The organism is Streptomyces sp. NPDC048392, from assembly GCF_043200575.1.
GTDB lineage: Bacteria > Actinomycetota > Actinomycetes > Streptomycetales > Streptomycetaceae > Streptomyces.
The window spans coordinates 83,800-104,206 of sequence record NZ_JBICYB010000014.1; the positions used below are offsets into that span (position 1 = coordinate 83,800).

General features: G+C 69.5%; 21 protein-coding genes and 3 pseudogenes. 4 read left to right on the top strand and 20 right to left on the bottom strand.

Features of this window, described 5'->3' with window-relative positions:
• Positions 1-128 precede the first annotated feature (128 nt).
• The 20 genes and pseudogenes from ACGFYH_RS20260 to ACGFYH_RS20355 all read right to left on the bottom strand — a co-directional run bounded on the left by ACGFYH_RS20260 (position 129) and on the right by ACGFYH_RS20355 (position 16,422).
• Positions 129-743 (bottom strand): hypothetical protein, encoded by a 615-nt coding sequence (locus tag ACGFYH_RS20260; RefSeq protein WP_393804514.1) that lies wholly within the window; start codon positions 741-743, stop codon positions 129-131.
• A 45-nt stretch (positions 744-788) separates the two neighbouring features.
• On the bottom strand, positions 789-1,142 hold the full coding sequence (locus ACGFYH_RS20265; RefSeq protein WP_393804515.1) for a hypothetical protein: 354 nt from the start codon (positions 1,140-1,142) through the stop codon (positions 789-791).
• On the bottom strand, positions 1,139-1,489 hold the full coding sequence (locus tag ACGFYH_RS20270; RefSeq protein ID WP_393804516.1) for a hypothetical protein: 351 nt from the start codon (positions 1,487-1,489) through the stop codon (positions 1,139-1,141). Before ACGFYH_RS20270 ends, ACGFYH_RS20265 begins: the two co-directional genes overlap by 4 nt.
• A gap of 186 nt (positions 1,490-1,675) precedes the next feature.
• Positions 1,676-2,356: a hypothetical protein gene (locus tag ACGFYH_RS20275; protein ID WP_393804517.1), complete on the bottom strand. Its 681-nt coding sequence runs from the start codon at positions 2,354-2,356 to the stop codon at positions 1,676-1,678.
• Positions 2,357-2,566: 210 nt separating this feature from the next.
• Entirely contained in the window at positions 2,567-3,094 is a 528-nt protein-coding gene (locus ACGFYH_RS20280) for a hypothetical protein (RefSeq protein ID WP_393804518.1), read from the bottom strand.
• 87 nt (positions 3,095-3,181) lie between these two features.
• Positions 3,182-3,409, bottom strand: a complete 228-nt coding sequence (locus tag ACGFYH_RS20285) for a hypothetical protein (RefSeq protein WP_393804519.1) — start codon at positions 3,407-3,409, stop codon at positions 3,182-3,184.
• A gap of 39 nt (positions 3,410-3,448) precedes the next feature.
• On the bottom strand, positions 3,449-6,022 hold the full coding sequence (locus ACGFYH_RS20290; RefSeq protein ID WP_393804520.1) for a hypothetical protein: 2,574 nt from the start codon (positions 6,020-6,022) through the stop codon (positions 3,449-3,451).
• An 86-nt stretch (positions 6,023-6,108) separates the two neighbouring features.
• Complete coding sequence (locus tag ACGFYH_RS20295) at positions 6,109-6,501, bottom strand: hypothetical protein (protein ID WP_393804521.1); 393 nt, start codon at positions 6,499-6,501, stop codon at positions 6,109-6,111.
• Between the two features lie 2 nt (positions 6,502-6,503).
• Positions 6,504-7,973 (bottom strand): hypothetical protein, encoded by a 1,470-nt coding sequence (locus ACGFYH_RS20300; protein WP_393804522.1) that lies wholly within the window; start codon positions 7,971-7,973, stop codon positions 6,504-6,506.
• A gap of 117 nt (positions 7,974-8,090) precedes the next feature.
• Positions 8,091-8,384, bottom strand: a complete 294-nt coding sequence (locus ACGFYH_RS20305) for a hypothetical protein (RefSeq protein ID WP_393804523.1) — start codon at positions 8,382-8,384, stop codon at positions 8,091-8,093.
• A gap of 320 nt (positions 8,385-8,704) precedes the next feature.
• The gene (locus tag ACGFYH_RS20310; protein WP_393804524.1) at positions 8,705-10,390 is read right to left on the bottom strand and encodes a DUF2637 domain-containing protein; all 1,686 of its coding nucleotides are present in this window, start codon (positions 10,388-10,390) and stop codon (positions 8,705-8,707) included.
• Positions 10,391-10,606: 216 nt separating this feature from the next.
• Positions 10,607-10,948, bottom strand: coding sequence for a hypothetical protein (locus ACGFYH_RS20315; protein ID WP_393804525.1), 342 nt, complete (start codon positions 10,946-10,948; stop codon positions 10,607-10,609).
• Between the two features lie 41 nt (positions 10,949-10,989).
• Positions 10,990-11,964 carry a hypothetical protein gene (locus tag ACGFYH_RS20320; protein ID WP_393804526.1) on the bottom strand — a complete coding sequence of 325 codons (975 nt, stop codon included), beginning with the start codon at positions 11,962-11,964 and terminating at the stop codon, positions 10,990-10,992.
• Positions 11,965-12,260: 296 nt separating this feature from the next.
• Positions 12,261-12,449, bottom strand: a pseudogene (locus ACGFYH_RS20325) (DUF5999 family protein); the annotation flags it as partial.
• 156 nt (positions 12,450-12,605) lie between these two features.
• A pseudogene (locus ACGFYH_RS20330) lies at positions 12,606-12,716 on the bottom strand (WhiB family transcriptional regulator); the annotation flags it as partial.
• Positions 12,717-12,731: 15 nt separating this feature from the next.
• Positions 12,732-13,928 (bottom strand): IS110 family transposase, encoded by a 1,197-nt coding sequence (locus ACGFYH_RS20335; RefSeq protein WP_393804527.1) that lies wholly within the window; start codon positions 13,926-13,928, stop codon positions 12,732-12,734.
• Between the two features lie 218 nt (positions 13,929-14,146).
• Positions 14,147-14,326 (bottom strand): annotated as a pseudogene (locus ACGFYH_RS20340) (WhiB family transcriptional regulator); the annotation flags it as partial.
• A gap of 212 nt (positions 14,327-14,538) precedes the next feature.
• Entirely contained in the window at positions 14,539-15,057 is a 519-nt protein-coding gene (locus ACGFYH_RS20345; protein ID WP_393804528.1) for an ATP-binding protein, read from the bottom strand.
• 328 nt (positions 15,058-15,385) lie between these two features.
• Positions 15,386-15,796: a hypothetical protein gene (locus tag ACGFYH_RS20350; RefSeq protein ID WP_393804529.1), complete on the bottom strand. Its 411-nt coding sequence runs from the start codon at positions 15,794-15,796 to the stop codon at positions 15,386-15,388.
• 14 nt (positions 15,797-15,810) lie between these two features.
• The gene (locus ACGFYH_RS20355; RefSeq protein WP_393804530.1) at positions 15,811-16,422 is read right to left on the bottom strand and encodes a hypothetical protein; all 612 of its coding nucleotides are present in this window, start codon (positions 16,420-16,422) and stop codon (positions 15,811-15,813) included.
• A 534-nt stretch (positions 16,423-16,956) separates the two neighbouring features.
• Here ACGFYH_RS20355 and ACGFYH_RS20360 point away from each other — a divergent pair.
• From ACGFYH_RS20360 to ACGFYH_RS20375, 4 genes are all read left to right on the top strand, one after another.
• Complete coding sequence (locus ACGFYH_RS20360) at positions 16,957-17,715, top strand: GntR family transcriptional regulator (RefSeq protein ID WP_393804531.1); 759 nt, start codon at positions 16,957-16,959, stop codon at positions 17,713-17,715.
• Positions 17,712-18,464: an AAA family ATPase gene (locus tag ACGFYH_RS20365; protein WP_393804532.1), complete on the top strand. Its 753-nt coding sequence runs from the start codon at positions 17,712-17,714 to the stop codon at positions 18,462-18,464. The genes ACGFYH_RS20360 and ACGFYH_RS20365 overlap by 4 nt, the downstream gene beginning before the upstream one ends.
• 174 nt (positions 18,465-18,638) lie before the next feature.
• Complete coding sequence (locus ACGFYH_RS20370; protein WP_393804533.1) at positions 18,639-19,802, top strand: XRE family transcriptional regulator; 1,164 nt, start codon at positions 18,639-18,641, stop codon at positions 19,800-19,802.
• Positions 19,803-19,825: 23 nt separating this feature from the next.
• Positions 19,826-20,389, top strand: a complete 564-nt coding sequence (locus ACGFYH_RS20375) for an isochorismatase family cysteine hydrolase (protein ID WP_393804534.1) — start codon at positions 19,826-19,828, stop codon at positions 20,387-20,389.
• The last annotated feature ends 18 nt before the right edge of the window (positions 20,390-20,407 follow it).

The following is a 20,407-nucleotide window of genomic DNA, read 5'->3' on the forward strand; positions in this document are numbered from 1 at the left end:
ATCTCCTGACGTCGCGAGCACAAGAGCGCCCTCCCCGGCCGGAGAGGGCGTCGGATGCGTGACGGGCGGACCGTACGTAGTACGCGAAGCTGCCGGCGGCGGCGCGCGAGGCCGCACGGAGGGGCTGGTCAGTTCTCGGTGGGGGGCAGGACGTAGTAGTAGAACGTCGTGTGGTCGTAGGTGCTGAGCTGTACGGCGAAGGCGTCGGGCCGGTCCACGGCCAGCTGCTGGAGTTCGGCTTCGATCCACTCGTTGCTGCGCTGGAGGGCGAGGCGGTGGAGGTCGAAGTTCCGGAGCATGATCTGGACCTTGTCGGCCTTGCTCTTCCAGGCGAGCGTCCACTTGCGTAACTGTTCGCGGGCGGTGGCGTCGTCCGGGCGGTCTGGGATGGCGCGGGACACCGCCCGGCAGCTGGTGGCGTGCTCGGTGGCGATCCGGTTCGCGTCCGTCAGGTTCAGTCCGCCGGCGAGGGGGCGGCGGTCCGGGTCCTGCGCGACGATGAAGTGGCAGCCGAGACAGGCGACGACGTGGTAGCCGCTGTCGTCGGTGGAGTAGACGAGGGCGATCGCGCTCATCGCCTGGTTCCAGTGCCGCTCGACGACCGTGACGCCTTCGGGCATCCAGGTCTCGCCGAGCTCCGGCCACGGGTCTGTGGCCGACGGCTCGACGGGCGCGCGACGGGCGCGGTTGAACAGCGCGAGGACCATGGGCTTGGGCTCCTTGTCGAGGCGGGGTGACAGCACGCGCCGGCCCGGTGAGGCCTGCGGCGGCTGCCCCGGTGGGGTCGTTCAGCGGGTGCGGCGGGCGGCCGTGCAGCGGCTGCAGAGGAAGCGGCACTCCGCGCTGGAGGGATCGGTGGTGCAGGTGCCGAGTTCGGTGAGTGCGCCGCACTCGGCGCAGGTCGGGCCGAGCAGCTTGCGGAGTTCCTCAAGGTGGTCGGCGAGGTCGGCGCGCTCGTCGGGGAGCATCTCGGCGATGATCTGCTGGGCGGCTTCGCGGTTCCCGGTGCGTACGGCGGCCAGGGCCGCGTTCCCCGCGGCCTCCGGTGGGGTGATCGCGGCGTCGACGTCGTGGAGGGTGTCGTCCTGGAGCGTGTCCACTGCCGTGGCCGCCGCGAGCGTGGTGTCGGTGGTGACGGTCATGCGTCGTCCCCGGCCGCGTCCGCGTGCTCCAGGACGAGCGTGGCGTAGGTGGAGTCGCCGCTGCCCAGGAGGCGTACCGCCTTGGAGAGTTCGATCCACCCCTCGGCCCGTCCCAAGTGGTAGGGGCACGGCTGCTCCAAGGGCTCGCAGGCGGGGCACAGTTCGATGTCGGTGTGGTGCTGGGGCAGCCCGTCCTTGAGCTGCTGGACGCGGTCGCGCAGCTCCAGGTACTCGCGGATGAGCGCGTCGACGGCGTCGGCGGCGTCGCCGTTGATGCCGTCGAGGATGCGCTGCCCGTCACGTGCGGAGTCGAGGACATAGGTCTCGTTGTTGGTACCGATGCGCATGGTCGAGGAGTCCTTCCGGACGGTTGCCGGGCGCCCCGCTCCTTGCCTGCCGGTCGTGAGCCGGGCTGGCGACGGCGGCAACCGGCAGGTGGAGTGATGGGAGGAGAGCAGCGGCGCGTTTGCTGTTCCGGCTCCCTGCCCGCCCCCGGCCCCCGTGGCGGGGGTCGAGGGGCGGACAGGCAGACGTCAGTTCGGCGACGGCGGCAGGTACGGGAGGGGGTAGGGCAGGAACTGGGGCGGCTCGGTCCTCGGCATACGGATCTCCGCGTGGACCTGAACGTCGGGAGGGGGCGATGCCTCGTTGTGGACGTCGACGTGGACGAACGCGAGCGGCGGGAGACGCAGTCCGCGGAGCGCCAGGCTGGACAGCGCGGCCCACGTCAGGAGGCCGACCGCAGTGGCGACCGGGCGGCCGGGCCCGGGAGTTCCGATCAGCACCATGATCACGGTGGCGGCGCCCCACATCGTCCAGGTGAGCCGGGCGGGGCCGTTGTGGAGGGCGCCGAGGACGAACGCGATGAGTCCGAGGGCCTTCCAGATGCTGTAGGTGGTGCTGGCGGTGATGGGCAGTTCCTGCGTGTGGGCGACGAGGTAGCGGCGTACGGGGTCGTCGATGGTGGCACCCACCGCGTCCAGGGTCGTGGCCAGGCCGGGCATGTCGGGCAGGAGTTGGCCCAGCAGCCAGGCGCCGAAGACGGTGACGGCGGCGCTGAAGGCCAAGTGGCGGACGGTTTCGTGCCGCCACAGTCGCGTCAGCTTCGTGCGGGACTGGCCGGTCCGGTGGCTGATCCAGCCGCGGGCCCTGTGTAAGGAGGGCCACCGGAGCGTGTGCTCGTGGCCGTTCCCAGCAGCGGAGTTGGTGGTCATGGCGGGTTCGCCTCTCTTCACGAAGGCAGGACGGTGGACAGCACCGCGCCCCGCCAGCGAGGGGGACAGCCGACGGGCGGGAGGGAGTGGGGCTGTTGGAGCGGTGTGGCTGTTCCGGCTCCCTGCCCGCCCCCGGCCCCCGTGGCGGGGTTCGGGAGTGGACAGGCAGACGTCAGCGTGAGCGCATCGTGGGTGGGCGGCGTCCGACGGTCAGTGCGTGCCGTCGGTGATCTGGTTGTTGGTCCGCCCGAACCCGCGGGTTTCGGTGTGCAGTTCGGTGTGCTGCACGTAGACGGTGCCGGTGTACTGGTTGACCGTGTTGTCCGGCAGGGCGGAGGCGCCGTCCCGGAAAGCGCGTCCGATCATCCGGGCGGCGGCGCCGATCGCGATGAACACTCCGGAGGCACCAAGGCCGGCGAAGGTCAGTTGCATCGGGCTGACGCTGGACAGCTGCCACAGCACCAGGGAGATGGCGCCGCCGACCGGCAGCGACCCCCAGGTGTAGACGATCACGAGGGCGGCGTGGTCGGTGGCCTTCTGGGACATGGGAGGCCGTCCCTGAGGATCGAACGGCACGGTGCCCCCGGCGGTGGGCGGGGTCGGCAGGGAAACGGGGGCGACAGCTCTGGTTGTCGTGGGGACGCTGCTGCTGTACCAGTCGGCCAGCATGCGCGCCTCGTCGAACGCTTCCTGAGCCGTCTGTCCCCGCCCACGGCCTGCGAGGTCGTCGGCGGCCATGCGGTGTCACTCCTAACTGGTGGGCCGAGGGTGTGAACGCGGAAGAGGCGGCCCGCTCGGAGCGGGCCGCCTCTCGCGTGAGTGGGGCTACTTGGCGGAGACGTTGTTGACGGTGTCGCTGAAGCCCTTGGCGCCGTTGCCGAACATGTCCTGGACCTTCGCGACGCCGTCCGCGCCGAAGGGCGTCATCATCACGAGGATCCAGAAGATCGAGACGACGGCGACTTCCCGCTTGCGGAAGCTGCTGTCCTTCTTCATCCAGATGCCGATGCCGATGGCGACGAGCAGAGCGAGACCCGAGACGGTGAGTTCCATGGCTGATCTCCAACTTCTGTGAGGGGGATGGGATGGGGGTCAGGCGTCGAGGCGGTCGACGGTGTGCCAGTCGCGGTCGATCTGAGTGAGCTTGCCGAGCCGCTCCAGCCGCTTCGTGGCGTTGGCGACGTTGGGCGGCTTCAGGGCGGTGACCTTGGCGATCTCGCCGTTGCGGCGGGCGCCGCGGTCGACGGCGTGCCAGACGAGCTCGGAACGGCTGGGCGGCACCAGGGCGTCCAGGTCGTCGTCCTCGAGGTCTTCGGCGTCCATGTCCACGCCGGCCGGGATGGCCGGGACGGGGGCGAGGTCGACGACGGTGGTGTTCTTGCCGCGCTTTTCCTGCTCCTGCGCGACCAGGTCGCGCAGGAACTCTTCTTCCTCGCCGGCGTCCATGTGCCGGTACTCGTCCCGCCGCAGGTAGGCGATGCCGGCGGGGCTCATGTCGGCGATGGCGTCTGCCTCGCCCTGAGTGAGGGTCGGGCGGGGCAGTTCGCGGGCAATGCGCACCGGGTTGGGGTGGAACATCATGCGGGACTGGGTGTACTGGTCGGAGCCGTCGGCGATGTAGCCCAGGCCGCCGGTGCCAGCGCCGTTGGGGAACTTCTCCGGGATCGGCTCCAGACGGAACTTGGGTGTCCTGGATCCGAGCGACATCACGTCGACGTCCGCGCGTGCGGTGCGGAACAGGGCGATGTTGCCGGACTGGAGCATGTCGCGGATGGCGTTGGCGTGCTTGTTGGTTCCGATGGAGTCGAGGTTGGGGATCTGCACGTAGATCCGGGCGCCTATGCCGGCGGACCGGGTCTGGCGGCCGAGGTTGGACGCGTAGGCCAGGAGCGGGTTGACGTGGTCCTTGAGCGGGTCCATGACCATCTCGTTGAACTCGTCCCAGGTGACCTGCATCGGGGCGAACGGCTCGCCGGGGACAAAGAAGCTGCGGCCGTCCATGACGTAGCCTTCGGCGTCCTGCCACTGCATCTTCATCTGGGTCGAGAAGCGGAACTTGCCGACGTCGACGGAGGCCTGGCCCATGAGCATGGCGCCGTAGTGGCTCTTGACCATCCAGTCGAGCACGTGGGTCCAGGAGGCGAAGCCGGCGCCCAACTTGCCGTCGGCCAGCCACCCGACGATCCCGTTGATCATCTGGGCGATCAGGAGGGTTTCCTCCAGCGAGCTCTTGCCCGAACCGGTGGTGCCGGAAGAGAAGGAGTGCACGGCGGACATGCCCTGGCGGCCGGTGAGCCCGAACTTCCCCGCGTTGGGGATCATCAGGCGCCACGCGGCGGGATCGCCGTAGATGTCCTTGCCGACCGTGACGTAGCCCTGTTCGTCCATCACGAGCGCGTCCAGGTCGAGAGGGACGCCGTCCTGGAGCGGGTTGATGGACATCTCGTTGACCTCGATGCGGCGGGCGTCGATCACCCGCAGGTGCAGGTGAGAGACCGCGTCCTCGCCGTCCATGTCGAGGGCCTGGGCGATGGCGAGGGGCTGCACGTCGGCGACCGAAGAGCCACGGCGCGGCATGAGCAGCTTGAAGCGCCGGCCGAACTCGGTCTCCTCCGCGTCGTACAGCTCACTACCGTGGTAGGGGCCGTACTCCTCCCACACGGCCGACAGGTCGTCCATGTCCAGCTCGCCGGTCCTGTTGCGCAGTTTGACGGTGAGCTTGGCGCGGGAGGCGGCCATGTCGTCGGGACGGTAGATGTTGACCGCCCGCGGAGGGACCTCGAACGCGATCGAGACGGAGTCCTGGGCCACGCCGAGGGCGGGCCGGGCGGTGGTGGAGACGATGATCGCGGTCAGCCGGTCATCGTCCAGCCGGACGTCGGTGAGCTTGGAAGCGGGCAGCGGGCCCTGGTCGCAGGCGATCCATTCGTCCCACCGGGCTAGGTACCAGTCGATGCCGCCCGGGTGTTCGGCGGCCGCGGGGGTCGCCGAGTCCGGCAGGGCCCACATCCGCGATCCCCAGGTCGCCGCGGTGGAGGCAATGAGGAGGCGGGCCCACCAGGGCACGTCGATGTAGCTGCTGGCGGGTATCGCCGCGAGAGGGCCAGCACGCAGCACCATCTCCGTCGCGCTGTAGCGGCGCCACCAGCCGCGCTCCCAGTCGGGAAGGCCCTTGGCCCAGATGGCGCGCAGCGTCGCGGACCGCTTGCGGTAGGCGTCGGCTTTCGCCGCGCGGACCAGGGCGGCACGGTCGTCCCGGTGGCGCCAGCCGTCGGCGATGCTGATGGTCGGCACGAGCAGGCCGTCGGAGCCGACGGCGGGACCGTACGCGTGGTCGAGGTCGAGGCGGCGGCGCATCCGACGGACCCGGCGCCGGTAGCCGCGCCGGCTGCTGCGGGCCATCCACTCCCACGGCTCGCCCTGCCCGGGCAGCCAGCGCCACGGGCCCGGGTGCATGCCGAGCGCGGCCCAGCTGGCGGCGACGCCGGTGGTGCCGAGGGTGGTGAGCAGCAGCGGGTCACCGGACAGCCAGCCGGAGGCGATGCCGAGCCCGGAGCCGACGTAGAGGCCCGGGTTGTGCATCCGGGCGACCTGCGCGCGCAGTCCGGTCAGCTCCTGGGGAGCGGTCTCTTCGGTCTCTTCCTGAGTCGGTGTGGTCGTGGCCATCCGGTTCTTCTCCGTTTTCAGCGAAGACGAAGGGCGGGACCGCGGATTGCGGTCCCGCCCTTCGAGGTGGGGGTGGTGTCTGGTGCCTAGCGGGGCTGGATGAACTGCCGGTCTGCCATCTTCACGGTGTGGGTGCGGTTGGCTTCCCTCATCCGGCCGTGTTCCGCTTCGGTCGCTTCGGCCAGCCCCTGGGCGTTGGCCTGCAGGGAGTCGGCGCGGCCGACGATGCCTGCGACGTTGGCCGCCATGGCCTCCGACAGCGTGGAGACCTCCATGTAGGCGGTTGTGGTCGGCTCGTCGACCTCCAGCTTGCCCATCGCCTCGGACAGGTACCGGGCCGAGTCGGCGCGGTCGTGGTAGCGCTTCTCCAGCCGCTCGACGGCCCGCTTGGTCATGGCGGCTCGGACTCCGTATGCCGTCGCCCTGGCCAGGATGGCGGCGACGGTGACGAACGAGCCAACAGCCTTGGCTACGCTCATGGTCAGGCTCCCTTCGTCTCGTAGACCTCGGTGTGGGCGGAGGTGTCCTCGGAGTCGACGGCGTCGCTGATGTACGCCTCGCGTTCGGCGACCTGCTCCATGTCCAGGGCGATGTCGTAGTAGACGCCCTGGCCCGCGATCAGGTGACCCTTGGCCCTGACCACGGCCTCGTCCTGGGCGATCGTGTTCGTCTTGAGCTGGTCGAGATGGGTGCCCATCCCCTGGTAGTCATCCCGGCAGCGGGTGACCCAGGCCTGGAGAGACTGCCCGAAGCCCGTGGCCTCCATCTGCGCGAGCAGGGTGTCACCGCGCCCGACTTCCCTTTCGGCGCGGTTCTTGATCCGGTCGCAGCTCTGCGAGTCCTCCTTGCACATCAGGGAGAGCTCGTCGCTCTCGTCCGCGACGGACTCGTACGTCACCTCTGCTGCCATACGCCCAACTCCTTCACCGGCGGCAGCCGGTTCACTGTCTCGGGTCGGTCCCGGCGTGGTGCCCTCGGGCGCCGTCGCGGGGCTTTCGGGTTCGGTGGCCGGGGTTTCGGGCGCGGCCGCCGAGTTTTCGGGCGCCGCCGGGGTGGCTTCCGGCTCGGCCGGGGCCGGGTCGGGTTCCGTTTCGGCGGCGGCGGAGGGCTCCTCGGGGCTCTTCGGCTCCGCGGTGTCCTTGGTTTCGGCGGCGGCGGGCTCGGGTTCGGCCGCCGCGTCGGTGGTTTCGGGCCCGGCCGGAGCCGCTTCGGGACCTGGTGACGCCTCCGAGGCGGGAGTCGCGGGTTCCTTCGTCGGCGCCTCTGCGGCCCCATCTGGCGGCGTTTCAGGGCCTGTTGAGGCCTCCGGGGCGCCCGGGGAGCCATCGCCGCCTGCGGGAGGCTCTGCGGCCTTCTCAGGCGGCTTCACGGCGCCTTCCGGCTCCGGGGGCTCGGTCGCCTCCTTGGGCCTCTCCAGGGAGACGCCCTTGCCGTCACCGCCGTCACCGCTGTCGGCGCCGGCCGTCGGCGGTGCCGCTGGCATCGGCGGCACGTCCGGCGGTCGGGTAGGCGGCAGCGGCACAAGCACCGGGGCCGGGTCGTCATGGCCGGCGGCCTTGCGGCGCTTGCGGTACTCCCGCAGGGCACCGCGGCCGGTGTCCTGGCCCCACGCCACGCCCCGCGCGGCCCACCCGCCGGCGCGGCGCCCCATCGGGGTGGCCACGCGCTCGACGCGGGTGTGTCCGCGGTAGCCCGAGCGGAACGCCTCCGGCAGCGTGAGCACCGGATCGCGCTCCGAGGCCGGCGGTTCCTTCCAGGGCGAGACGCCCGCCTTGCGGTCGGCCGGCGCAGCGGCCCCGTGCTTGTCGGCGATCTTCTGCACGGCCTTCTCGTGCCGCGTCCGCTCCCTCAGGATGTCCCGCTGCGCCGGGGACAGTCCGACCTTTGCCTGCTCGCTCTGCGCGCCCGCCGTGTACACGAGCCATGCGCACGCGAGAAGCAGCAATTCCATCGCTTTCCCCTCACGGTCTGCGACCGGGGGAGTGAACTCGTGCCCTCGTGCGCGTACGTACGCGTGTAGGGCCGGATCGAGTTCATCTCTCCCCCGGGTGAATGAATGGGTGAACGATCACCGTGTGTGACGAACAGTGATCTGCTGGAGGGTGTCGCTCACGTCGCGCCAGGCGCGGTTGGCGACCACCGGATCGACCCTCTGCAGCACGCCGCGCAGCCGGTCCAGACGCTTGGTCGCGCCCTCCTTGGGCGACCGTCTGTCGGCCCGTTTGATCTCGCTGGTCCAGTACGCGGAGCCGCGTGTCGAGTGGCTGTCGGTGGTCCGCTGGAGGAGGTCGACGACCTCGCGCCAGACACGATCGGCGACGGCCGGCTCGGCGTCCTTCAGCAGCCCGCGCAGCCGGTCCACCCGTCGAGTGGCGCCCGCTTTGGGCGATCTCCCGTCCGCCCGTCTTATCTGTTTTGTCCAGTACGCGGTTCCGCCCACGTTTCCGTGATCCTCCGTTCGGTCGGCGGGTCAAAAAGGGTCAAAACGGCCGGGTCGGCTCGCGGTCTGCGATCCCGATCACCCGGCCGCTGTTTGTGCTGGTCACCAGCCGATTCACCTTCCTGACGGGCAGGTTGGGTGAGAGGGTGGGACCCGGCGCTTCGGCGCCTTCACCGTGTCCCCGAGGTGTTGACGTCATCTCGGGGGCCGGTGGAACCGCCGAAGGTGCTCATTTCCGCTGGTCAGGCGGCCTGCTGCTCGTCTCCTTCCTGCTGCTCCTGCTGCTCCTGGAGGTACTCCAGCGCCCGGGTCTTGCGCTCGTGGGCGGTGGTCTGGGAGACGCCCAGCTCGAGCTCGATCTGCTTGAGAGTGACGGCCTTCGGGTCGCCTCCAGCCGCGACGATCATCCGGGCGACCTTGCGGGCGTCCCGCTCCGGCAGCGTGAGCCGGGCCTCCGCCTCGGCAGCGGCAGCGGCCTGGTCGTCCTCGGCCGCACGACGGCGGGCTTCGGCAGCCGCTTGCCGGTCCTCCGCCGCGCGGCGCTCGGCAGCAGAACGCTCGGCCTCCGCTTCGACGGCCGCCCGCTCGGTTTCGACAGCGTCGCGGGTGGTTTCGGCGGCCCCCTTGCGCTCTTCGGCTGCCTCCCGATCGGCCTTCGCGGCCGCCAGTGCCGCCTCGTTGGCCTCCTGGTCGGCGCGCGCCGCGCGAGCTCGCGCCTCAGCCGCCTCAGCCGACTCGAGCGTCTCGGTCTCCTGCTGCAACTGCCGCTGCCGCACGGACCACTTGACCTGCTCTTCCTTCAGCTCACGCTCGGCGCGCAGGCGATCGGCCTCGGTCTGGCTCTCCAGCCGCTGGATCTCGGCGTCGGCCTCCGCACGCTGCACCCGAAGGCGCTCTTCGGATCGCCGAATCTCAAGATCGGCGGCATTCTCGGCCTCCGCCTCAGCAGCCTTCAACCGGCCCTCGGCGGCGACCCGCTCGACCTTGGCGGCGATCTTCGCGGTCTCGATCCGAGACTCCGTTTCGACTTGCCGAAGCTCCGCCTCAGCCGCCCGAAGCGCCCGGGCGTCGTCGGCTTCGCGTTCCCGAAGCTCCGCCTCCTCCTCACGGCGACGGGCGGATTCCGCTTCGCGTGCCGGAATCTCCAGCGCCTCATCGACCGTCAACCCGAAACGGGCCATCTTGATCGGAAGGAGCTCATCGGCCGGCGTCTTCCGGCGCCAGCTGCGCCCGTAGCGCTTCTTCAGCAGCTGCCGGTAGATCGTGATGCCCTTCAGCCGCGACACCACGTCGTCGTACGGGAGACTCCACAGCTTCATCCGCCGGAAGATCAGCCACGTGGGCAGCGGCGCGAGCAGCCACCGCGACAGCGGCGGGCTGCCGAGGTCGTGACCGGCGATCAGCGCGGCCATCCGGCCGATGTAGTGGCGCGCGGCCTCCACCGCGGCGATGAACAGCACCGGGATGACGCCGTGCATCGACGCGGCGAGCGGGTCCGCGGACAGCGGCCCGTCGGCGGCAGCAGCGTTGAACGCGACCGTCGCGGCGGTCAGCCCGTGGGCCAGCCACCGCAGCAGCGGCAGCGACGCGCGCTTCCGCGTCAGGTAGAGGTCCATGGCCAGCAGGACCAGGATCCCGGCGTCGATACCGATCGGGAACGCGTACGAGAACACGCCGAAGCCCTTGGCCTCGGCCAGGTGCCGCAGCGAGTTGTACGAGCCGGTGAACCCGATCGCCGCCAGGATCGCGCCGCCGGTGCCGGCCACGATCGCGAGCGCCTTCATCGTGCGCGGGTCCGACTCGGGCTCGCCGGTCGGCGCGGCCGGGACGACTCGGCTCACGAGGGTGTCCGGCTGACCGGGCAGCCCTGCGCGGACCGGCGGCTTGTCGAGGTCGACGCGTTCGTCGACCTGCGGGGGGCTGGTCATAGCAGCTCCTTGGATACGGAGGAACAAGAACAAGGAGCCGGGTCCGGTACGGGGGGATGGTCGTACCGGACCCGGCAGCATGAAGGCCGGCCTCCCACGGGGGAGGCCGGCCATGGAGCGCGGGATCGGGGGAACGTCCCTGCTGCTCCCTGCCGCTCCCGGCGACTCGCAACGCCGGGAGCGACAGGCAACTCAGGGGAGGAACTCGGCGGGCAGTCAACCGGCCCGCCACAGGCCGTCCTTGCCGCGGATGTAGCGCACCATCGAGAAGGTCGGGCCGAGCTCGTTCTCGCCCTCCACTTCGATCGTGGTGACGTCGCCGCTGGCACCTCGGCCCAGGGTGCCGCCGAGCAGCATGGCCCGGCGGCGCAGTTGGTCGTTGGTGAGTCCTTGGTGGCTGTTGGCTTCGGCCCAGTACTGCTGCTCGGGTGTGGGGGTGCGCCCGGCGGACCGCAGGCTGCCGAAGAGCTGCTGGAAGAACGGCTGCTTCGGGTTGGCGGCCAGGACGAGCGCGGTGCCGCCGAACAGCACCAGGACGAGAAGAAGCACGATCGGCATCAAAGATGTCCTTCCGTGGTCGGATCTCCGTGGAGTCGCGATCAGAGGAGGGCCGCCCAGGTCGAGGCGTACTCGTCGATCTCGGCCTCGGTGACCGAGAGCTTCACCGCGGCGGCCCTGAGGTTCGAGCAGAGCTGGAGGAAGTCCTCGGGCGGCTCGACCTTCTTACGGCGCATCGCCGCGCACCGTCCGGTCGCCATGGCCGCGAGCAGCCGGGCGTGATGCCGGCGTGCGTCCTTGGTGTCCAGGCCGTGCTCATCCGGGGCGGCCGTCGGGTACAACTGGCTGTCCGCGATCGGCTGGCTGACGACCGTGATGAGGGCGGGCTCGGTGGCGGCCATGCTCGTGATGACGCAGTCGCGGTGGGCGGCCTGCTCGGTTCCGAACGCCGCGATCGGCCGGTCCCGGTGGAGCAGCAGGTGCACCTGGCTGCGGTCCGGCCACGGCACCTGCACGGGCAGCGGGTAGAGCGAGTACGGCATCGGCCCGGGCATCTCGGAGCAGCTGCGGTCCTGGCACCAGCCCTCCGGGGGAGCGCCGTCGGCATGGGCTTGGCGCACGGCGGCCTCGCCCCAGCGGAGCACGGACCGGATCTTCCCCTGGTGGACGTAGACGTGCACGTACGGTTCCGTGCCGTCCCCGCTCTCGGCACCGGCCGGCTGTGACTCCGGTTCGACGGAGGCGGTGGGGGACGTGCTGTAGGGATCGCCGCTGTGCAGCCGCTTCACATCGAGACCGAGGCCCTCGGCGTGGCGGACGAGCGAGGCGGCGATGTCGAGGATGGCTTCCCGCTGCCGGGCGTCCGGCTGGGTGAGCGTCGCCGCGATCTCCGCCCCGGCCTCCCGGGCGTCCGCCAGATCCTCGGCCGTGCACGCGGCGTCCTTCTTCTCGTTCCGCGCGATCTCCAACCTCCTGCGGAGATCAGCGAGTTCGGTTTCGAGACCGGGAATCCTCTCGGCCTCGGTCACCGCCTCCTGGAACCGGCGGTGGGTGCTGCTCGTGATGACACGGAGCATGTGCTCCCCCTTATACCTGTGGCCGTGCCGTCCGGGCTGTCCGGCTCTCTTCGACCCCGTCCGTGCCGGCGCCGGGCCGGGACGGACGGGGGAGGCAGCCGTCAGACCGACGGGTGGTCGGCGGGAGCGTCGGCGCGGTCGGGGTCCGGGGCCAGGGCGAACCGGTGCATCGCCGCGGCCGCGCTGGTCTTCCCGCCGCCGGCCGTGCCACCGAGGAGGCGCTGGGTGTCCACGAAGTGGATGGGGAGCGACGCCAGTTTGCTACGGACCGAGCCCTGGAGGGCGGGCGTGTCGGTGGGCCGGTGCGGGGCGATGACCCGTCCGTCGGGGAGCAGCTCGCCGGTGTCCTCGAAGACGAGGGACCCGTTGCACAGCAGGCTCCATCCCTGCTCCGGGTGGCTGGAGATGACGCGGGCAGCGTCGCGGGCGGGGCTGCTGGCGGGCGGGCAGGACGGGGTGTGGTTGCAGGGGGTGTTCGCGACCATCGGGATCTCCCTGGGGATGTCGGAGGAGTACGGGTTCGGGAGCGGCCGCGCCAAGGTCTGGCGCGGCCTGGTCCCTGCGTTCTCCGCCGCCACCGGGCCAACGAGGGGCTGGTCCGGAGGCGCCCGGGCAGCGCAGGGCTGCAGGTGGCGGGACGGTCAGGCGCTGGCCTGCCGGGCGCGGTTGCGGGCGGCGCGCCGCTTCATGGAGCGGCGCTCGTCCTCGCTGAGCCCGCCCCAGACGCCGTGGTCCTGGCCGGACTCGAACGCTTCCTAATGCTGTTGTCAAACGGCTGTAGTCACTGGGGGTGTGACTTGATAGCACCGTCGGTCACGAATCAGGGCCCACAGGACGTTGACGCGTCGGCGGGAGAGGGCGAGCACGGCTTGGACGTGCTTCTTCCCCTCGGCGCGTTTGCGGTCGTAGAACTGCCGCGAGTTCGGGTCGTAGCGGACGCTGACCAGTGCGGAGGTGTAGAAGACGCGCTGGAGTCTTCGGTGGTAGTTGAGCGGCCGGTGGAGGTTGCCACTGACCTTGCCCGAGTCTCGAGGGGCGGGAGCGACTCCGGCGAAGGCCGCCAGGGCATCTGGCGAGTTGAATTCCTCCAGCCCGCCGCCGACAGCGGCGAGGAACTCCGCGCCGAGCACGGCGCCGATGCCGGGGACGCTCAGGAGGATGTCGGCGAGTTCGTGCTCGCGAAACCGGCCCTCGATGAGCTTGTCCATCTCGGAAACCTGCTGATTGAGGGCCATCACCTCCTCGGCCAGGGTGTGGACCAGCTTCGCGATGGTCTTCTCCCCGGGGACGGCGGTGTGCTGACGCTCGGCGGCCTCCACCGCGGCCTCGGCCAGCGATCTCGCGTTGCGGACCTTGCGGTTGGCCAGCCAGGTGGTCAGCCGCGAGATCCCGGCGCGGCGGATCGCGGCCGGGGTCTGGTAGCCCGTCAGCAGCCTGAGAGGCCCGGTGTTGGTGACTTCCAGGGCCCGCTCCAGGGCGGGGAACATACTCAGCAGGGTGCCCCGCAGGCGGTTGACTGCGCGGGTGCGGTCCTCGACCAGGTCGGCGCGGCGTCCGGTCAGCAGCTTGAGCTCGATGGCGGCCTCGTCGCCGGGGCGGATGGGCCGCAGGTCGCGGCGCATCCTGGCCTGGTCGGCGATGACGTAGGCGTCGCGGGCGTCGGTCTTGCCCTCGCCGCGGTAGCCGTCGGACGCCCGGTTGACCAGCCGGCCGGGCATGTAGAGGACTTCCTGGCCGTGGTTGGTCAGCAGGGCCAGCAGCAGCGCGGGCTCCCCGCCCGTCATGTCGATGGCCCAGGTGACCGGGCGGCCGTCGGCCAGGTCGAGGACGTCGCCGATCAGTTTCAGCAGCTCGGGCTCGTCGTTGGCGACCCGCCGCGACAACAAGGTCTTGCCCTCGGTGTCCAGGGCGAGGCCGTGATGGTGGCCCTTGCCGCTGTCGATCCCCACCCATATCCGGCTCATCGTGCTCCTGACGTCCTTGTTTGTGTTGTTCGTGCCACGGACGACCTCGCCGGCATTGCTCTACTCAGCGACTTGTTCGCACTTCCTAATCGGCGGCCGAGTCGTCGTGAGGTGCCGGGAGGCGAAGCGTTGGAAGCCACGAAGCGGCAGCCCACTGATAGCCACACCCAGCACCCCTGGGCGACCCAACCCTACGAATGGCTCGATCAACCCGATCAAGACGGTAGAGCCCACTGAAGGCACTGGTCCATGACCGGGCAGCGACGGCACACGGCCTTCGCCTCCTCGATCTGCAGCAGCGACGGGCCGGTGTTGCCGATCGGAAAGAACAAATCGGGGTCTTCCTCGCGGCAGACCGCGTTGTGCCGCCAGTCGACGCCGGCCTCGGAGGCGGGCATGTGGGCAGCGGACAGACCGACGAGGTCCTGGACGTTCTTCATGGGGCCCTCCGTTGAAATCGCAGACTCAGGCAGCCCCAGGAACGAGGAGTCCCTGAGGCTGTTGGGGGTGGGGAGCGGGCGGGCGGTGATCTCCGGCGCAGTCGGACGCGAGGGGCTGCGCCCGAAGGAGCTGACCTTCCGCGCGCCCGCCCTCCCGTACGGCGGCGGTGCTACTCAGCTCGGCTGACGCGGCACCTGATCATCTTTTCGAAGGACGGCTCCGTCGACGGCTCGACGGACCAGCCGTCCGTGACCGCGGCGAGGATGCCCAGGCCCCGGCCCGACTCCGCCTCGTCACTGTCCAGCGCGGCCTCACCGCGGTTCGGCTGCCCCGGGACGGTGTCGTGGACGATCACCTCAATGCCCGGCGAGCCAGCCAGAGCGGCGTACACCTCGACGACCAGGGGGACATCCGCGTTCGGGGCGCTCGCCCGCACCGCGTTGCCCACCAGCTCGGAGACCACGAGCTCCGCGGACTCCGCGAGGCTCAGATCCGCGCCGTACGACGCCGGCATCGACCGGGTCAGCCTGCGCACACTACTGACAGCCTCGCGGGACGCCGTCAGGTCAGCGCGGAACCCGCGCTCGCGCTCGCTCACCATCAGCCCCGGCACCGGGGCGGGCAGCAACGGCATCTCGTCCACGGCCACAGCATGCAGAGTGCCCGTGCCGTAGACGGTGGCGGTCACCGCGTCCCACCCCTCTGGTCCAACTCCTTGGCGCGGCGCAGCGCCTCGTCCTCCTGGCTCGGGTTCCCGTCCCCCTGCGCACTGATCGGCCTGGGGGATGTCATCATGTTCTCCAACAAGGTCGTGTTCCTCTCGCGATGAACGACAAGCGACCGACAACGGCCCCGGGATGCACCCCGGGGCCGTTCTCGTTATTCGGTTGTTCTCGGGCTGGGTTGGCCTTCCCTGGCGGAGGCCAACCCAGCGGGGGCTGCTGACCTGACGAGGCCCTGCTGCCCCCTGCCATCGCCGCACGTCACACGGGCGGCGATCACAGGTAACGCAGGTCTCACGACGCTCGGCAGACGAGGAGGCTCTCGCGCCGCTCGTAGCGGTCCAACGCCAACTCGAAGTGGTACAGGATCGGCTCGCCCGCCTCGCAGTACTGCGCGTTCTGGCAGGCCAGGCAGGAATCCACGTGCTTGGCGGCGAACCGGACGCAGTCCATGTAGTCGAGGACCGCCTGTTCCGCGACCGTCGGCCCCGACGTGGGCGTCAGCTCCAGCCGCGTGACCGTGAGGACCTTGCCGGCCAGGCCCGTGAGGGTCTCAGCGGCGAGCCGCTCGGCCAGCACGTCCTTCTCCACCGAGTCCTTGACCGTGATCCTGCCGCTCGACCCACGGTAGGTGCTCGTCTTCATCGCGGCCGGGAAAGTGACGTCGAGGTCGAAGTCGTACGTGCCGGGTTCGACGATTTCCATGGAGCCCCTCCGTGTCAGCGCGAGACGTGGACCGGTTCCAGCGGGACGCTGGTGTGATCGTTCGGAGCGGCGGTGCCCGCCGGGCGCCGTACGCGCTCCTGGTCGGTACGCCGCACCGCGGGCCCCACCCGGCGCCAGTCCGACGCCCGCCGACCGGCGAGACGACGATCACGGCGACGCTCCCAGGCCTGCTCTTCCTGCTGCTCACGGACCTGCTGACGAACCACGTCCTCGCGAGCCTGCGTCGTCCACGCCCTCCGCTCCGCCAACTCGAAGCCCATCGGGCAGAACTCGCCCCGCCCGCAGTCGGCACAGGCGACACGATGACGGGCGACCGCCTGCAGCGCACGATCCAACGCCGCCAATCCCGCACGGCCGGCCTCGGCCTGGGCCAGGATCCGCGGCATCCGGCACCGCCTCCCGCCACTGCAGATCTTGCACTTGGCCTGGTGCTCGGCAATCGCCTGCCGAGCCCTTTCGAGCGGCGTCAACTGGCCGGTGTAGGGCAAACGGTGAACTGCCTGCCCCGCCGGAGTCGCCGGCTTGTGGAACTGCTGCTTACTCCGCCGCGAACCCGCCTCAAGAGCACCGTCGACCAGAGCGGCACCCCACTCCTCGACGGTCATGTCGAAGACGATGCGCCGCGCGCTTCCCAAGCACCGCTTCCCGGGCTCCGGGTAGTGCGGAGTCAGGAGACTGCGCTTGATCGAGTGCCAGGCCTCGCACTCCGGGCAACGCAGAGACGGAACCTCGCCTTCACGGAGGTTGACGTTCTGGGGCCGGAAGTCGCTGAGCCGGTACGGGGGCAACTGGCTGACACGCAAGACGGGCTCCTTGGCGGGGGGAGTGACATGGGCTGCGTTCCCTGCCAACCAGGAGCCGTACAGCGGAACTTCGCTGGTCAGATCGTGGAGGACAGGCAGCGCAACTGCTGTCTGGCTGCCCTGCTCAAACCCGTCGGGGGACATCGTGTCGACTCGGTGGTCGGTCACCCCGGCGCCGCATGTAAGCGATGGCGAGCAGGCTGCGCTATTTGGTTGGTCGAAGGCGTCACGCGGTGTTCCGGAGGATCACCATCGCCTTACCTACATCAGGTTGCCTCAGGTACCCTCAGGTGTCAAGCGGTATAGTGAGGCATCTGACAGAGAGAGGGAGGCGATATGCCCGGGGCACCCCGAGCCGACAACCGGCCGCCGTACGCGCGCATCGCGGAGCATTACCGCGCGCTCATCAGCTCCGGGGCTCTGTCGCCGGGCGAGCTGCTGCCTAGCATTAGGGCCCTGGCAGAGCAGTGGAACGTCAGCACTGCCACGGCAGACCGGGCCATGAAGCTGCTGCGTGATGAGCAGCTCGTCCAAGGCATTCCGGGCGTAGGCACGGAAGTCATGGGCCGCCCCGTGTCGATCTCCTCCGGCGCAGAGCGTCACGATCGCAGCGGCAAAACGAAGTCGTCCTGGGGCGCGGGCGAGGAGTCGAGCGGCCACACAGCAGGCATAGTCGCCGCCCCCGAGGACGTTGCGGATGTGCTCGGCATCGCTGCTGGCGACGACGTCATCCGCCGGAGTCGCGTTTACCGTGATGCTCATGGGATCGTCGCCCACTCGACGTCCTGGATCCCAGCGGAATTCGCCCGGGTCCTCCCTGAGCTGGTGGAGAGCGAGCGGCTCAAGGGCGGCCTGTCACTTGACCTGATTGCGCAGGCCACCGGTCGAGAAGTCGTCAAGCGCGTAGATGAAGAGACCGCCCGCATTGCCACCAAGCAAGACTTGAAGCTCCTGGAGCTGGAGCGCGACGTGGTCGCAGCGATCCTGGTACTCACCGCGAGATTCCTGGACGCCGACGGCGAACTCCTTGAATACGGAGTGGACTTGGGTGCTCCTGGCAGAACACGACGGACCACATCGGACTTGGCGCAGTGATAGCCCACAGGGTCGAGGTTCTCGACGACACGCTTGTTTGCTGCCTCGACGCACGACTTGATGGTCTGATGCGGGCCGAGCGCACTGGATCCCTCAGCGCGGAAGGACGAACCGAGATCACGCGCATAACTGACGCCCTCGCAGGCCGGCTGAAGCGGGGTCCCGTCGCTGTCCTCATGACAGGCATGCCGGGCGCAGGCAAAACGACCTTGGCCCGCGCCCTTGAGGAGGCTGGCTACCAGAGGCTTTGCCCGGACGAGGAGATGTTCCGCCGCTACGGCCACTACGGCCGTGACTTCCCCCGCGGCGAGTTCCGCGTCCGGGAGGCGCCGGTCCTCAAGGACATCTCCATCGAGCTCAGGAACCACTTGAAGGCTGGTCACGATGTCGTGGTTGACCATGGCTTCTGGACCCCAGAGGAGCGTGCCGAATGGAGCGCGATCGTCACGGAGGCTGGCGGCGTGCCCGTGCTCGTTTACCTGTCTGTACCGCACGAGGTGCGGTGGTCGCGGATCAAGGAGCGCAACCATCTGGCGACGGTCGACGCGAACTCGATCGAGTTCAGCGAGGAAGACCTGAAGAGGTTCGCGGGCCGCTTCTTCCCGCCAACCGCCGAGGAAGCACACTTGGTGTACGACGGGCAGCCGGAAGGGCTGCTGGCCTTCCTTGACCAGGAAGCCCGAAATGACGAGGTGCAGAGCAGTAGGACGAGCACCCAAATGCCGGGGGACGACGTTGAGTCGGCCTGATAGGCGCGTCCTCGTCATGAGGTCCTCCGACCGATTGCTGAATGGCTGGTTCCGTCACACAACAGCTTCCGGGTCATGGACCGTGAGCGAGATGCCCCCACGTAGCAGTGGCGTGGACTCAGCGTGGCAATACGGCCCCGTCTGCCTGGTCAAGGACCGCCCAGGAGGTGTGTAGTGATCGCCGTGGAACAGTGGACAGGTGAAGAGGGGCTGCTACTGCGGTCGGTCAAGCGCCAGTCCGTCCGCGATTTCGCCGACGACCTCGGCATCAGCCCTCGGACGGTTTCTCACTGGAAAGAGGACCCGACTCGGGAATGCCGTCCCCACATGGCGCAGATCCTCGACGCAGCGCTCGCCCGGTGCACGCCGGAAGAGCAGGAAGCGTTCCGGTTCCGGCTGGCGACGCAACGGGGGGAACCCGTCGGTTCTTCAGGAGTCGAGGTAGCCCAGCCGGCGCCCTGCGCGGTTGTCTCGTACAAGTTTCTGCCGGTGTATCTGGGGGAGCGACTTGGCTCTCTCTACGCTGCGGGCGCGCCCCGACCGTCGGGCCCTGGGGGCCTCGAGCAGCGAGTTCTACCTGGTGAGCATCGGACTGCCCACGGTTCCACGATCCACGTCTTCGCATGTGGGATCGCGTTGGTGCTCCTGGAAGAGCATCAACGCGTTGACTCCCTTACGGATTTGGCGGTGTGGCGTTACCGGTCGTACCTGACGGATCGGGCCTGGGCAGGCCAGCGCATGACGCGCCTGTTGGAGCAGTGCACCCCTGGGGCCGTTGATCCGTCACCGGATCCGGAGTACGTCCTGTCCGTGTACGAGTTGCGGGATCACTCGTGGACGAAAGCAGGGCTCGACCCCGCCTTGCAGTTGCTGACGACGCCGTCGGTCCTGGTCAACCGCCAGGATCCGCAGAACATCCGGCCGCTTGGATCAGGTGTTGAGGACGCGAAGTTCCGCGACGGGTGGGAGCACCCGGAAGCGGTGGCGTTCGACGGCGGCGCTTCGCGGGGCGTGGCCGGCTGGTCTGGGGTCTCCTATCACCCGCAGCCGGACGAGCGTGCCCTGACGACGAGCCAGATCGTTGCCCTGGAGTTGGACGTCCAGGCGCTGTGGGCGCTGTCGTCACACATCCTGCGCGTGATCGAGGAAGGCCGGGACCCCGTTATGCCCCCGGCGTACGGGTGGCGTTTCCTGCGAGGTGCGTACGTACGGCTGACCACCGCCCGGCCGACAGAGACCGCCCAGCATCGGGTGATGCGCGAGGCGATCCTGGCCACGAGTGAACTCCCTGATCGGCTCCGGGCCGCCCAGGATGCACTGCGAGACAGCAACCCATAACAGACATATGGAAGGCGGAATGGGTGGAACCTCGTTCGACAGCGCTGCTGGTCATCGACGTTCAGCAGGGCTTCGTCAACCGGCACAGCCGTGGCGTTCTCCCCGCGATCGTGCAACTCGTTGAGGGCTGGCGCGCAGTGGGCGCACCCGTCGTGTACACCCGGTTCCACAACACACCAGGTTCTCCGTACGAAACAATCACTGGATGGACTCGGCTGCGCTCTCCCGAGGAGCAGGCCCTCGCCGCCGACCTTGTCCCGTTCACCGATTCCGCGGCCGCCGTCATCGACAAGGACCAGGCATCCGTTTTCACGCCCGAGGGATCCCAACTCATTCGGGACGCGGGATGGACTGACCTGGTGCTGTGCGGCATTGACACGGACGCGTGCGTGTACGACTCGGCCCGAGACGCCTATCACCATGGGCTCCGGCCGTGGCTCGTCACTGACGCCTGCGCCTCCACCGGAGGGCCGCAGTACCACGACGCAGCGCTGCTGATGGCCGCCCGAAACATCGGTGCGGACCACCTGGTCACCAGCGACGTCGTCTTGTCACGGATCAGCGAAACACCGGGGGCACAGTCGTGAAAACACGGTCATGCGACA

What these genes read in the sequence shown, in the direction of transcription:
- ACGFYH_RS20265 (WP_393804515.1), bottom strand. Translation starts at nt 1,142, where the DNA reads ATGACCGTCACCACCGACACCACGCTCGCGGCGGCCACGGCAGTGGAC.
- ACGFYH_RS20270 (WP_393804516.1), bottom strand. Translation starts at nt 1,489, where the DNA reads ATGCGCATCGGTACCAACAACGAGACCTATGTCCTCGACTCCGCACGT.
- ACGFYH_RS20275 (WP_393804517.1), bottom strand. Translation starts at nt 2,356, where the DNA reads ATGACCACCAACTCCGCTGCTGGGAACGGCCACGAGCACACGCTCCGG.
- ACGFYH_RS20280 (WP_393804518.1), bottom strand. Translation starts at nt 3,094, where the DNA reads ATGGCCGCCGACGACCTCGCAGGCCGTGGGCGGGGACAGACGGCTCAG.
- ACGFYH_RS20285 (WP_393804519.1), bottom strand. Translation starts at nt 3,409, where the DNA reads ATGGAACTCACCGTCTCGGGTCTCGCTCTGCTCGTCGCCATCGGCATC.
- ACGFYH_RS20290 (WP_393804520.1), bottom strand. Translation starts at nt 6,022, where the DNA reads ATGGCCACGACCACACCGACTCAGGAAGAGACCGAAGAGACCGCTCCC.
- ACGFYH_RS20295 (WP_393804521.1), bottom strand. Translation starts at nt 6,501, where the DNA reads ATGAGCGTAGCCAAGGCTGTTGGCTCGTTCGTCACCGTCGCCGCCATC.
- ACGFYH_RS20300 (WP_393804522.1), bottom strand. Translation starts at nt 7,973, where the DNA reads ATGGAATTGCTGCTTCTCGCGTGCGCATGGCTCGTGTACACGGCGGGC.
- ACGFYH_RS20310 (WP_393804524.1), bottom strand. Translation starts at nt 10,390, where the DNA reads ATGACCAGCCCCCCGCAGGTCGACGAACGCGTCGACCTCGACAAGCCG.
- ACGFYH_RS20315 (WP_393804525.1), bottom strand. Translation starts at nt 10,948, where the DNA reads ATGCCGATCGTGCTTCTTCTCGTCCTGGTGCTGTTCGGCGGCACCGCG.
- ACGFYH_RS20320 (WP_393804526.1), bottom strand. Translation starts at nt 11,964, where the DNA reads ATGCTCCGTGTCATCACGAGCAGCACCCACCGCCGGTTCCAGGAGGCG.
- ACGFYH_RS20335 (WP_393804527.1), bottom strand. Translation starts at nt 13,928, where the DNA reads ATGAGCCGGATATGGGTGGGGATCGACAGCGGCAAGGGCCACCATCAC.
- ACGFYH_RS20350 (WP_393804529.1), bottom strand. Translation starts at nt 15,796, where the DNA reads ATGGAAATCGTCGAACCCGGCACGTACGACTTCGACCTCGACGTCACT.
- ACGFYH_RS20355 (WP_393804530.1), bottom strand. Translation starts at nt 16,422, where the DNA reads ATGACCGTCGAGGAGTGGGGTGCCGCTCTGGTCGACGGTGCTCTTGAG.
- ACGFYH_RS20360 (WP_393804531.1), top strand. Translation starts at nt 16,957, where the DNA reads ATGCCCGGGGCACCCCGAGCCGACAACCGGCCGCCGTACGCGCGCATC.